The organism is Caldimonas manganoxidans ATCC BAA-369, assembly GCF_000381125.1.
In the GTDB taxonomy this organism is placed as follows: domain Bacteria; phylum Pseudomonadota; class Gammaproteobacteria; order Burkholderiales; family Burkholderiaceae_C; genus Caldimonas; species Caldimonas manganoxidans.
Genome location: NZ_KB905965.1, coordinates 1 through 13,774, shown reverse-complemented (window position 1 = coordinate 13,774; position 13,774 = coordinate 1). Strand labels below are relative to the sequence as shown.

Sequence of the window (13,774 nt, the reverse complement as noted above, 5' to 3'; positions counted from 1 at the left end):
GACCTTCAATGGGTGGTCGGCATCGGCGCCGGTGGCCATTCCCGCACCATCATGGCGCCTGTCCTGGCTGGGTCGGGCAGCAGGGCGGCGACCTTCCTGCCCGGGAACAGCGTCTCGCGCAGTTCCTTGAGGGTCTCCTCCAGCTGGCCGAAGGGCGCCACCGCATCGATGATCCAGACGTGCTCGCCGCACTTCCATTCGTGCGGCGCGATCTTCGGCTGGCTGGAGCGCAGCCTAGAGTCGACCTGGTCATTGACAAAGGCCCAGGTGATGAAAGCGTACGGCAACCCGCTCTTGGTGTAGAGCCGGCACTGGTCGAGCACGATGGGCGGCAGCACTGCCCAGTCGGTGTCGCCCAGGAACATGAATTTTTTCACCGGGTCGCGGGCATAGAGCCACAGGGCCGGGCCCAGGATGGGGAGTTTGGCCAAGGCGTCCTTGGCCTGCTCCAGCGCCGCCAGAGCGGCGGTTTCAGTGGTCTTGTCGGTCATGAGTGTCCTTTGTCATCTATTTCAGCCGAGGCGGTAGCCGCACACGGTGGCATCGAAACGGCTGCCCACGGCCTGCGCCTGGCTGGCGAAGTGGGCATCCTTCAACGTATCCTGGGCGACGCCCAGTGAAATGGCGGATTCGCCACCCGCGGCATAGCGGGTCGCCAGTTCGCCGCCCAGGGCCGCCGAGTCGCTGCTCGACAGATGCGCATCGAGCAGACCATTCATCAGGCTCCACTGGGACAGCTTCGGGTTGGCGGCGCGGGCTGCGTCGAACCGCTGCACCAGTGCCTTGAAGTCGAAGGTGTCGATCTCCCAGCCGGTGGGGCTGGTCGCCCCCCAACCCCGAGACGGCACCGCTTCGACCACTTGGAGCTTATCCACCGTCTGATTGCCGGCAGCGGCGTACCAGTCCTTGAGGGTAATCTGGCTGCTGCCGCCGGTCGAGAGAACCAGATCCGCGCCGGTCTTCCTGAACACCAGGTCACTTTCGTCGATGCCGCCGCCCAAGGACAGGGTGTTCGTAGCCCCCGCGCTCGGCAGCACCACGTCCCGGCCATCGCCCCAGTTGAAGGCGATGACGTTGGCGCCGCCGCCCGCCTGGATCGTGTCGTCGTGTTTGCCGCCGGCGATGAAGTCGTTGCCGTCCCCGCCTTCGAGCCGGTCGTCCTGCTGGCCACCGAACAGGGCATCGTTGCCGCCCTGTCCGAACACGCTGTCCCGGCCGTTCGAACCGGCCAGCACGTCGACGCCGCAGCCGCCGTCGAGCGTATCGTTGCCGGTGCCGCCCTGCAGGTAGTCCTCGCCGCCCTCGCCGTATACGGTGTCGCCGCCCGCCCCGGCATAGACGATGTCGTGGCCGCTGCCGGAGCGGATGACGTTGTTGCGCGGGCCGCCGACGATGATGTCGTCGTCGCGCCCCGTGGTGATGGCAGTGGTCCAGGGCGTGCCGTAGGTGATGCGCGTCTTGATCAGCAGATCGTCGAAGGACTTGATGCTGCCGTCGGCGAATTCGAAACGTTCGATGGGCGAAGTAACCCGACCGCAACGGTCGACGGTGATTGCGAAATCAAACCCCTGATCCGCCTGCTCGCAACCGCCGGCATTGAGCACCCGCACCTGGGCCGTGTAGACGCCGTTGGCCTCAATGACGCGCAAGGCGACATTGTCGAGCGAGAGCCCGGTGCCGAAGCGCACCGTATCCGTGCCGGAAACATCGTCGATCCGGTCCAGCCCATCACCCAGGTTGATCAGATAGGTGTCATTGCCGGCGCCACCGATCAGGACATCGTTCCCTTGGCCGCCGGAGAGCAGGTCGTCGCCGGCCTGCCCATCGAGCCGGTCGTTTCCTGCGCCACCCGAAATGGCGTTGTCGCCGGCATTGCCGATGAGCGTGTTGTCGGCATCGTTGCCCCCCGCGCCGATGTGGCCGTTGCCGGTCAGGATCAGGTTCTCGACGTTTTCCGGGAGGACGTAGCTGACACTGGTGTAGATGGTGTCGATCCCGGCATTGAAGGCTTCGACGACCGTATCGCCGGCATCATCGACGATGTAGTCGTCGTCGCCCGCCCCACCCGCCATGGCATCGGCCCCGGCACCGCCATCGAGGCGGTTCCGGCCGCTGTTGCCGATGAGCACGTTGGCGAGTTCATTGCCTGTGGCATCGATGTCGGCCGCACCGGTCAGCGTCAGATTCTCGACGTTGGCCGAGAGCCGGTAGCTCACGCTGGCGAACACCACGTCAGTGCCTTCCTGCGCGGCCTCGGTGACCGTATCCCCAGCGTTGTCGACGATGTAGATATCGTCGCCGGCCCCGCCCGCCATCGCGTCGGCACCCGCGCCGCCGTCGAGGCGATTGTTGCCGCCGTTACCGACCAGGACGTTGTCCAAGGCGTTGCCGGTAGCGTCGAGATTGTCGCTGCCCAGGAGCTCGATGCGCTCGACGTTGTCCGGCGCGGTCAGGCTGACCGTGGTGCGCACGGTATCGTAGCCGCCATGCGCCGCCTCGATCACCCGGTCGGCCAGGCTGTCCACGTAGTAGATGTCATCCCCGGCGCCGCCGGTCATGGTGTCGGCGCCTGCCGCACCATCGAGCACGTTGGCGGCAGCGTTGCCGACCAGAAGGTTGTCGAAGGCATTGCCAGTCCCATCGATGGCCGCGTTGCCGGTCAGCGTCAGGTTCTCGACATGCTCTGGCAGCACGAAGCTGACGGAGGCCAACACCGAATCCGTGCCCGCGCCGAAAAACTCGCGCACCAGGTCGTCCACATTGTCGACAACATAAACGTCGTCACCGGCGCCGCCGGCCATCACGTCGGCCCCGGCGCCGCCGTCGAGCCGGTTGGCTCCGGCGTTGCCGGTTAGGGCGTTGGCCAGTTCGTTACCCGTGCCGTCGATATCGCCAGAGCCGGTCAGGGTGAGGTTTTCGACATGGGCCGACAGTGTGTAGGTGACGCTGGCGAAGACGCCATCGGTGCCGGCATCCGCCGCCTCGATCACCGTGTCGCCCGCATTGTCGACGATGTAGGTGTCGTCACCGGCGCCGCCGGCCAGGGTATCCGCGCCCGCACCGCCGTCGAGCAAGTTGTGGCCGGCATTGCCGACAATCACGTTATCCAGTTCGTTGCCGGTGCCCTGGAGGTCACCGGCGCCGCTCAGGGTAAGGTTCTCGACGTTCGCGCCCAGAGCGTAGTCGATACCGCTGATTACGGTATCCATGCCCTCGGCGGCGTTTTCCGTCACCACGTCGCCGGCCTGATCGACCACATAGGTGTCGTTGCCGCGTCCGCCCATCATGACATCGGCGCCCGCTCCGCCGTCGAGGCGGTTGTCGCCGGCATTGCCGGTCAGACGGTTGTCGAGTGCGTTGCCGATGGCATCGATATCGCCCGTACCCGTCAGGATCAGGTTCTCCACGTGGGCCGCCAGGGCGTGGCTGACGCTCGCCTTGACCGTGTCGAGTCCCTCGCCTGCCCGTTCGACCACCGTATCGCCGGCGTTGTCGACGAGATACGTGTCATCCCCGGTGCCGCCGATCAGCGTGTCCGCGCCCAGCCCGCCATCGAGCCTGTCGTTGCCGGCGCCACCCGTCAAGGTGTTGTTGCCGCGGTTGCCAATGAGGACGTTGGCGAGTTCGTTGCCGTGGCCGGTGAGATCGGTCGAGCCGGTCAGCGTCAGGTTCTCGACGTTGGCATCCAAGGTGTAGCCGTCCTGCGAGGTGCGAACGGTGTCGTTGCCCTCATCCGCCAGTTCGGTCACCGTATCGGCGGCATCGTCGACCCCATACGTGTCGTCGCCCGCTCCCCCGAGCATTTCATCGGCCCCCGCGCCACCGTCCAGCAGATCGTTGCCCGCGCCACCATCCAGGCGGTCGTTACCGTCCATGCCATAGAGCTCGTCATCGCCGTCGCGCCCAAAGAGCGCATCCGCGCCCGCCTCGCCGAAGAGCTGGTCGTCACCGTCGTCGCCGGAAAGCACGTCGTTCCCCCAGCCGCCGGCCATCAGGTCGTTGCCGGCGCCACCGAAGACCACGTCGTTGCCGCCTTCGGCAAAGATCGCGTCGTGCCCGTCGCCGCCGAAGACCACATCGTTGCCCAGGCCGGCATACACTGCGTCGTCGCCGGCGCCAGCCATGACCAGATCGTTGTCGGCGCCCGAGTAGATCAGGTCGCGGCCAGAGCCACCGTCGATGAGGTCGTTGCCGCCATCCTCGAAGATCACGTCGTCGCCCGAGAGGCCCTTGACGATGTTGCTGCCGTTCTTGCCCAGGATGAGGTCCTTGCTCTCGGTGCCGACGATTTCCTCGCCGCTCGGGGAGAACGGTGACGTGTTGACCGTCCGGGTCGTGCCGTCGCCTTGCGGCACTTGCGTTTCGTTGCTGTAGGCAAAGGTGACGTCGGCAATCGCGATTTGGCTGCCATCGGCCTTCGTCATACTACCGACACCGTGCACCGTCTGGCCGTTGATGATCTGGAACCGGCCATCGCTCGTCAGATTGACGGCGGTAATGCCCATCTCCGACAGGGTGCGGAATTCGCCCGGATCGGTGACGCCGTTGCCGTTGGCGTCCTGCCAGACGCCGAATTTCGCCCATTTGTCGTCGAGGGCCGAGAAGCGCCCATCGCCGTTGCTATCGAAGGCGGAGAGGCCTTCCAGGTCGCTCTGCGCTCCGTCCTGGTAGCGGGCAAAGCTGATCTCGCCCGGCTTGTCGATCTTGCCGTCGCCATCGATGTCGTAGGCCAAGAGGCCGTCATCCTTGCCGATCCAGGCGGTGCGCCGTTTCCAGCCGTCGCCGTTGACGTCGAAGAAGACGTTGGAATCATCGACGTTGACGAACTCGAAGCCGTTGCCGTTGAGATCGACGGCAATCGGCTTCTTGCCACCACCGCCGCCGGGCGGCGTGGGCGGGAGATACGGCCCATAGTGCGGAACTGTGATGGACTGGATGGTGCTGGCGCCGTGCGGGTCGGTGATCCTGACCTGGAAGACGTCGGTGGTCGGATACACCGCCTGGCCGGGCAGGTTGCCGGGATAGTACAGCGTGCCGTCCTTCAGGCCGGCATATTGGCCGTTGTAGACGATGCGGTCACTGGGGATGCCCGGCTCCTTCCAGCTCGTGTACTGGAAGCTGCCGTCCGCGTTCAGGCTGACCGCGCCATACTGGGGCTGGTTGACGATCTCGTAGGTGAGGTGTGACGCCGGGTCATCCACGTCGGCGCCGGTCACCCGCCCGGCGCCGCTGTCCTCGAAAGCGATGGGCGTGGTGTGGTACTCGTAGCCCCATTGCCCCGGCGGCGGGTTGTAGATGATGGTCTCGTTGCCTTCCCAATCGCGCGAAATAGCGTAAGGCGTGTAGATGGGATTGCCGCCGCTCATATAGGTAGCGCCGCCGTATTCGTCGCTGTAGTACTGGATCGGTGTGTAGCCATAGACCGGCCGGGTGGTGTGATCCACGCGATCCAGGGTCGGCGCGTCATTGACGTTCTGCAGGGTGATGTCCACCGTCGAGGTGCCGGTCTGGCCGTTGGCCGCCTGCACCACATAGTCGAATCCGGCCTCATTGCCCGCGTAGTTCGCCTCGGGCAGGAAGTGGATGAAGCCGTTGGCATCGATGAACCCCGTCCCATGCCGGAAATTGGTCAGTCCCGTGATGGTGAGATCCCGCCCGAGGAAACCGCCCAGGGTGTCGTTGGCCAAGAGGTCGGCGGGGCTGACGATGATCTCGACATCCTCATACCCGGTCACGCCGTCGCGGTTGGCTTCCACCTGAGTCTTGTCGTCGATGCGGGTGACCAGCAGGCTTAATCGCCCATCTTCGCTCCTTTGCACCAGGATGCCTTCGGGCACCACGGACACGCGGGTGCCCTGGCTGTCGGCTTCCAGGTCGGGACTGGCCAGTTGCTTCTTCACGCCGTTCTGGGTGAAGGTGCTCATGGCGTAGTTGAGTTCGGTGATGCCCGCGTCCTGAAGGCTTTGCACCTCGCCGGCATCCTGCTGGCCGTCCTGGTCCAGGTCGCGCCAGAGCTTGAGTTCGTTCCAGACCGGATCGGCGGCAGTGAGTTTGCCGTCGTAATTGGCATCGACCCAGGCCATACCGGCGAGTCCGCGCCGGGACAGCGCCACGGCACCGTTCGAGAAAAGCTCCTTGCCCGAATCGATATTCCCGTTGTAGTTGCGGTCGAGCACCAGCAGCGCGTCGTCGCTTCTCACCCAGGCGGTCTGCTTGAGGTAGCCGGAATCGTCCACGTCGAAGGCCACGCCATGGGTCTTGTCGGTGACTTCGATGCCGTCCCCATCCAGGTCGAGCGCCACCGGGCGGAAGGTCTGGCTGGCGCCGATGAGCAGCGCGGCGAGTTGCCCGTCGCGGCCGGCGCGTTCCTCTTCGGTGAGGCCGGCCTTGGGGTCGCCGGCGTCGGTCTGCATCTTGGCGGTGCTCACTTCCCACATGGGCGCAATGGCCCCGCGCGACAGGGCAGAGCGCACCATGCCTTCGATGATGGACTGGTAGCTCTCGGGGCTGCCGGGTTCGGCGTTGTAGGGGCGGCCGCTGGTGTCGAAGCGCAAGGCGGGGTGTTTCTCGGCCCCCGTGAGCGGGTCGATGTCGGTGTAGCGGTAGCCGCTCATGTCGTAGCCGACGCCGGGCATGCGGTTGGGGATCAGCCCCAAAGCAGAGCCGGGGTTTTGCGCCCGCTCGCGCTCGATGAGGCTGTTGAGCACGGCAAGCGTGCTGCTCATGACATTCTCGACGGCTTCCTTGCCGCCGGTTTCGCCCGCCGCCTGGTAGGTGATGCCGTGGCCGTCCCAGACGAACTGGCCACTGCCCCAGGGGTCGGGGATCTCGGGTTCGTCGCCGAAGAGGGAGTCGATCAGGCTGAAGACGGCGTAGGCCACCCCCACCCATTGCATCCCTGGAATCATCGAGACGACACTCACCGCAGCGCCCACTTCGTCACCGTGGGCGATGGCGTTGATGAGATTCAGGTAAGGCAAGGCCTCCGATACCGCGCCGATGGCTTGGCCGGCATTGCCGAACTCTCCGGCAGCGATGGCTTGTTGCAGGGCGCTGGTCGATGAGTTTCCGGAATAGCCGAGGAAGTTGGCATAGGCCGAGGCGGCAAAGCTCACCGTCTGGGCACCGGCGCTGATCGCCGCGATGCCGTCGCCACGCTCCAGGGCATTGGCCAGTCCATACAGCGACAGAATGCCACTGGCGGCATTGGCCGCGCCGGAGAGGTTGAGGTTGGTCGCCGGCTGCCCGACCGGATTGACGAGACTGTTGGCCAGCCGCAACCCCGAAGCCAACACCGGCAGGGGCTCGCCGCTCTGGATGGCTCTGACCAGAGAAAGCGCGTCAAGGAGTGTGCCGCCGTATTGGCCGATGGCGTTTTGCAAGGTCTGGCCGCCAGAGGCCACTTCTTCCTGACTGAGCAGGTTGCCGTCGCCGTCGTAGCTGAGCTTGACGATACGGCCATCTGCGTAGTGAATGGTTTCAATGGATGAGCCGTCTTCCTCAAAATACTGGATGCTGGCGCGGCTAGTGACGGTACCGTTTTGGTCGGTAATGGTACGTATGGTCCGCCCGTCCGAATAGCGTACCGTCTCGCTGGTGGAGCCGTCTTCGTAAATTGTCGTCTGGCTGGTCGAAACGATGCTGCCATCAGGCATCCGGTAGATGGTAGTTACGGAACCATCCAGATTTGTGTGACTTTCGGGAAGATAGGTGACGACAACGGAATCTCCCCGAACGGGTTGAACGGTAACAGCACCGCTGGGCGAGAGTGTGGTCGTCGATTTAAGTTCGCCAGTCGTGGCATCGAACACCTTGAACTGGCGTTCCGATCCGCTCCCTGAGAACTCGACCATACTCAGGAGTTCGCCCGCCTTGTTTCGGATTTCGAATTCAGTCTGCGAATAGATGGGAGTACTTTCTCCTGTTGTAGGATCGCTGCTCCAGCCGGTTACCTTTGGGGCAAGAATCAAACCGTTACTGCTCACTGTGCCGGCGTCAGCGGCACCCGCCATCAACTGCACCGCCTGGCTGACCTGTTCCGAACTGTGTTTGTTGGAAAACTGGTCGGTGCCAATCGCATAGGCAATACCGGCAACCGGGTTGATCATGCCTATGAGGAATGCCGTTATTGCCTGCTCACCGGTAAAACCGAGACTGGGGATATAGCTGACGTCGCCAAGATGCGGACCGGTCCCTCCGGAGACGATGCTACCCGCAACGAGATGATTGGTGAACGAACCGGCGATACCCAGACCGTTGGCCGGAAGCCCGGCGGCCAAGGCAGCTGCTTGGAACTCTGGTGTTTGCACGATCCGCTGTGCCGCGCCGGGGTCGATGGTCGAACCATCCAGACCGTATGCCTGCGCCACAACCTGAGCGATCGCGCCGCCCAGGCTGTGACCGGTAACCAGGAGTTTTGAGGGATCGTAGCCCCCGGGGAATACGTCTCGGTTGTTCCGCAGTCCCGCCAAAAAGTCCATGCCTTGTTGAAACTGAGCGTCCCATTTCCCGGATAGAATTCCCGTGTCGGCGGAAAGGTCGCTCAATCCATCGGTTCCCCGGTAGGCGACGACGACTTCACCGGTCGTGTCATTCCTGAACGCAAAGGCGGCGAAGGGAGGTTCGACCTTATCCGCAACGAGTGTCCAGCCGGCAGGCAAATTGGCCGAGTTGTTCAAGTACGCCTTACTTTCGTAGGCCAGCACGGAAAGCTGCGACAGCAATGCGTCCTTCTGGATGGATGTCGTCATGATTCCTCCCTCGAATTATCGGTTCGCCGAATCGTTGCTCTGAGATCCCCTGGTGCCAAGGGGCGGTGCAAACAGGCTACGGTAGAAAACTGCATTGCGGTCGCTCTGGGCCTTTTGCAAATCCTTGATGCGCTGAACAAATCGCTCAGGTAACACCACCCTGTTGAAGCGGGCAACAGGGGGCTCGTAGATACCGTTACGTTTTGAATCGAGCCGAACATTGATCGTTTTACGCGAGAACGTCTCGCAACTGAATTGCAGACTGACTACTGACAACCCCCTGTAGAAGTCTCTCATGTATCCCAGTAGATACATTCCCCTAGAAACCGCTTCAGAATCGCCAGTGGCATCGAACGCATTGGTTGTAAACGACGCTTCAACCTTCGAAGCCGGATCGGCAAAGGGGATGAATGCGCTGTTCAGGCCTTTGTTTCGTATGATTCCTGGTGGCGGTTCGACAGCCATCGTGCCATGGGGGCGCTCTTTACGTACATCCAGGGGGCGCAACCAGCGCATGGACGAGTTCTTCGGATACCACTGCATTTTGATATCGGTAGCCCAAGGCAATGGTGTCTTGGTTTCATCGAAGTAAAGATCGAGCACACACTCTTCGACCTTGCGGCAGGCATCCGCTTTGCCTCCAAAGCCGCATTCCTGATACGAAGTGTCTTCAATGCGGAATGCTGCGGCTGCCACTCCTTGCAGGTCATCGATGAATTCCTGCGGCATGCCGAATAAATCGGCAAACTCCTTGTTGACCGCCCATATGTTGTTGTCCTTGAAAAAAGCCTGCCCGCCAAACGTCTGGTTGATCTCGTAGCGCTGAGACGACTGGTTGGTGACCCTGCTGAGTCTCTCCGCCTGCTCTTGAGCCGTTACTGGATGGACACATAGGAGCAGCGATAATGTTGTGCCGTGCAGGATCGAGATAACACGCGTCAATTTCAATCTTTGTTTCATGACAATTCCTTCATTTCCAAATATTCTCGTGGCAGTTCTCTTCAAGTCTGTTGATCCGAGGCGGCAACTGGAGCGAGAGTCAACGCATAATTCCCCCCCCGTCTGCCGAAACCCCAGTTTCTTCAGGAAGCGATCCATCTTCTCCAGTTCGACTCCGCTGTTGATCCCGACCGAGAGCTCGAACACGCCCCGGTTCTCCGCCCACTTGCGGAAGGCGGTGAGCAGCTTGAGCCCCGCGCCGCTCATGCGCCGATCCGGCAGCACGTCGTAATGGATGACGCTGGCCACCAGGAGGTCGGAGAAGAAATGCCGTTCCACGCAGCCGATCAAGGCGCCGATGATCTGCCCGGCCTCATCCTCCGCCACGAAGAAGCAATGGGTCTTGTGGGCGTTCTGACCAGTCTCGATCACCGCCCGCAGGTTCTGCGCCATGCGCTCAGGCCGGTAGTCGTAGGCCGCGAAGCGGGTCATGGCGTGCATGCGGCGCCCGCCTTCGATGCAGGCCGGGATGTCGTCGAGGGTGGCGAATCGGATCTTCATGGGGTTCGGGCGGTCTCCGGGGCGGGTCGGGGCGTCTTGCCGGAACGCTCTTCGCTCAGCACCGTGACCCGTTCGCCAATGCGCACCACTTCATCGACGTGCAGGTTCTTCGGCAGCGCATGGGTGATGAAGAGCATGGTCACCTGCCCGCGCAACTGGTTGATGGTGGCGGCGAAGTGCTCGGCGGTCTGGGGGTCGAGCGCGCTGGTGGCCTCATCAAAGATGAGAATCTTCGGGCGCTTGAGCAGCGCCCGGGCAATGGCCAGCCGCTGGCGCTGGCCGCCGGAGAGGCCGGAGCCGCGTTCGCCAATCTCGGTCTGGTAGCCATTGGGCAGCTTCTCGATGGCGTCGTGGATCTCGGCCAGCTTGCAGGCCTGGACGATACGCTCGAAGGTGGCGTGCGGGTTGGCGGCAAGTAGGTTGTCGTAGAGGGTGCCGGAGAAGAGCACGGTCTCTTGCGGAACGACGCCGAAATAGTGGCGCAGCTCGTTGGCCGAGAGGTTCTGGATGTCGGTGCCGTCGAGCTTGATGCGCCCATCCGAGGGCTGGTAGAAGCCTTGCAACAATTTGGCCAGCGTGCTTTTGCCGGAACCGGACGGCCCCATGATGGCCACCGTGCTGCCCGGTGGCACGGTGAGGTTGAAATCCCGGTAGAGGTAGGGGTGCCTTTCGCTGTGGCGGAAGGCCAGTCCCTCGATCTCGATTAGCCCCTTGCCTTCGGCCATGCGGGTCGGAATGACCGAGTACGGTTCTGTGGGCGCGTTCATCACGTCGCCCAGGCGCTTCACGGAGAGGCGCGCCTGCTGGAACTGCTGCCACAGGCCGACCAGGCGCATCATGGGCTGGCTCAATTTGCCGGCGAACATCTGGAAGGCGACCAGCATGCCGATGGTGAACTCCGTGCTGCTCATCACCGTGTAAGCCCCGATCACCAGGATGAGCAGACTCATCAGCTGTTCGAGGGTGGTCGCCGCCGTGTTGTAGCTGTTGGCGAGCTGCCGGGTCTGGAAGCTGGCGGAGAGGTAGTCGGCCAGGTAATCCGAGAAGCGTGTCTTCAGCTGCGGCTCCATTTGCAGGCTCTTCACCGTTTCCAGGCCGGCGATGTACTCGGTGAGGAAGGCCTGGTTGCGGGCGCCGAGCAGGAACTGGCGGTTCAGTTGCGCCTGGAACATCGGCGCGACAACCAGGCTCAAGGCCACGATCACGGCGAGGATGGCCAGGGCGACCAGGGTCAGCTTGACGCTGTACCAGAACATGATGCCGACGAAGATGAGGAGAAAAGGCAGATCGAGCACCAGCGTCACGGCGGCGCTGGCGATGAATTCGCGGATGGTCTCCACACCTTGCAGCCGGGCGGCGATGACGCCGGTCGGGCGCTTCTCGAAGTAGCGCGGCGGCAGCTTGAAGAGGTGATCGAAGACGCTGGCGGCCAGCACGGCATCCACCCGGTTGCCGGTGTGCAGCACGAGATACTGCCTGACCCAGGTGAGGATGGCCGAGAAGACCATGAACACCGCCATGCCGATGGCGATGACGACCAGCGTGCTCTCGGTGCGATGGACCACCACCTTGTCGATGATGGTCTGGGTGAAGAGCGGAGTGCCGAGGGCCAGCAACTGCATGATGAGCGACGCCAGCAGAACGTCGCGCCAGACTTTCTTGTGTTTCAGGAGGTCCGGAACGAACCAGCGGAAGCCGAAGCGGCTGGCGCTGCCGACCACGTCCGGGTCGAGAATCGGCGGACGCCCCTTGGCTACGAGGAAAACGACACCGAGATAGCGCTGGGCGAATACTTCGCAAGGCATCTCGGTCGGCGTGTTGGTGCCGGCCTCGAAATATTGGACGCGCTCCTGCGAAACATCGGTCACGAGTCCCAGGCGGGCGCTGGGCAGCGATGCCGGCGTCTCCGGCGAGGTCTCGCTGCCAGCGGCATCGGCATGGTTTTCCGCATCTGCGGCCAGAAGCACAAGGCACGGTGTCGCCACATCTCCCAAAGTCGATGCCTCGCGAACCTTGAGCTTGATGCGAAAGCCCAACGCCCGGACAGCGTGAATCAGGGTGTCGGTGGTGTAAGGCGGCGGAAACTGCTTGAGCAGCAGTTCGGGATCAAAAGGGAGGCGATTGAGGGCGCAGAGGCTTCCCGCAGCCCAAACGAGTTGGGCCGGGTCGATCTGCCATCGGTCTTGCGCGGGTTTCGATCCGGACTTCCGGGCGCCAAGCAACCGCAAAACCCTCACCGCCGAGTCCCCCGCTCGTCAGTCGCTGGCGTAACTTGCAGAATGGCGTTCGGAGCGGTCCCAAGAGCAGGCCGAAACCGAAGCGCGGCTTGAGCGTTTACCGACCTTTCCGAATTGGCAACCGTGTCCTGATGCACTCCCTGCATGCTTTGTCCATCTTGTTCATTGTTTTTACGGCAAGCGAATTATGCAATCTTAATCGGGGGGGGGCGTCAATAGCAAGATGTCATTTTGTCGCAGGTATTTGGCAGAAATGTTGTGTCGGAGAGACGGTGGTGTGCGCCTGCACATGCGGGTTGTTTCCAATGGGTAGATGGGTCGTGATTGCACTCGATGCGACATGTTGGCATACTATGCCAATCTATTCTGCACGGAGATCGCCATGCCGACGCGCAATGTTGTCCTCACCGATCACCAGGCCGCGCTGGTGGAGCATTTGGTCGCCAGCGGCCGCTACCAGAACGCCAGCGAAGTGCTGCGCGAGGGCTTGCGTCTGGTCGAACAGCGCGAGGCCGAGGACGCCAGCCGCCTTGAAGCGCTGCGCGCCGCCGCCAAGGCGGGTATCGCCGATATCGAGGCGGGTCGCTACAAGACGTTCGACACCAGGGAATCCTTGCGCGCTCACCTGAAGACCGTGACAGCCCAAACGCTCGCCCAAGCATGAGCGATCCGTGGCGCGTTCGCTTGGTCGCCAGTGCCGAGGCCGATCTGCTCGACATCGCGGCGTGGACGGCGGAGCACTTCGGTGCTCGACAGGCTGCGTACTACGTCGACACCGTGACGCAAGCCATCGAGGCCTTGCACGAGGGGCCTGACATCCTGGGGGCTAAAGCACGGGACGACATCGCGCCCGGCATCCGCACCCTGCATGTGGCCCGGCAGGGCAGAAAGGGCCGTCACTTCGTCATGTTCCGGGTTACCCAAGGGCGGGTCATCGAGGTGCTCCGCCTGCTTCACGACAGCATGGATTTGTCGAGGCATTGGCCGAACGATGACGCCGCAATCCAGTGGGCTCTATGCCGTTTTGTGTGGAAACGCTTCGCGTCATGTCGGCATGGCCGGCGCGAACGGACTGGCCGGCAGGTGCTTGAGCTTGGACATGCGCAGGTAGGCGATGGCGATGAAGTTCTGGCTCGTCCTGAAGCCGCGCGCGGCGCGCTTGGCCTGCTGCAGCAGCCCGTTCATCGCCTCGACGAAGGCGTTGCTGCGGTGATCGCCCATGCCGCGCCCCCCCGCGTCGAACCGCTCCTTGAGCGTGGCGGCCAGCTTCTTGAACGGCTCGAGCCG

Annotated in this window: 6 protein-coding genes and 1 pseudogene; 2 read left to right on the top strand and 5 right to left on the bottom strand. The window is 63.0% G+C overall.

Annotated features, from left to right (window positions below; genetic code table 11):
- Window positions 1–5 precede the first annotated feature (5 nt).
- From F615_RS0114940 to F615_RS0114925, 4 genes are read right to left on the bottom strand one after another with little or no spacing between them, the layout of a single operon-like run.
- The gene (locus tag F615_RS0114940; RefSeq protein WP_019561983.1) at window positions 6–491 is read right to left on the bottom strand and encodes a toxin-activating lysine-acyltransferase; all 486 of its coding nucleotides are present in this window, start codon (window positions 489–491) and stop codon (window positions 6–8) included.
- 21 nt (window positions 492–512) lie between these two features.
- Window positions 513–8,750, bottom strand: a complete 8,238-nt coding sequence (locus tag F615_RS18795) for an SPM autocatalytic domain-containing protein (RefSeq protein WP_156824663.1) — start codon at window positions 8,748–8,750, stop codon at window positions 513–515.
- 15 nt (window positions 8,751–8,765) lie between these two features.
- Window positions 8,766–10,250: a GNAT family N-acetyltransferase gene (locus F615_RS19535; RefSeq protein ID WP_019561981.1), complete on the bottom strand. Its 1,485-nt coding sequence runs from the start codon at window positions 10,248–10,250 to the stop codon at window positions 8,766–8,768.
- The gene (locus tag F615_RS0114925) at window positions 10,247–12,478 is read right to left on the bottom strand and encodes a peptidase domain-containing ABC transporter (protein WP_019561980.1); all 2,232 of its coding nucleotides are present in this window, start codon (window positions 12,476–12,478) and stop codon (window positions 10,247–10,249) included. Before F615_RS0114925 ends, F615_RS19535 begins: the two co-directional genes overlap by 4 nt.
- Window positions 12,479–12,827: 349 nt before the next feature.
- Here F615_RS0114925 and F615_RS0114920 point away from each other — a divergent pair, with 349 nt between their 5' ends.
- Entirely contained in the window at window positions 12,828–13,151 is a 324-nt protein-coding gene (locus tag F615_RS0114920; protein ID WP_019561979.1) for a type II toxin-antitoxin system ParD family antitoxin, read from the top strand.
- Window positions 13,148–13,444: pseudogene (locus F615_RS20555) on the top strand (type II toxin-antitoxin system RelE/ParE family toxin); the annotation flags it as partial. The gene F615_RS0114920 and the pseudogene F615_RS20555, both read left to right, overlap by 4 nt.
- A gap of 87 nt (window positions 13,445–13,531) precedes the next feature.
- Here F615_RS20555 and F615_RS18785 read toward each other — a convergent pair.
- A partial coding sequence (locus tag F615_RS18785; RefSeq protein ID WP_019561978.1) for a transposase occupies window positions 13,532–13,774 on the bottom strand: 243 nt, incomplete at its 5' end.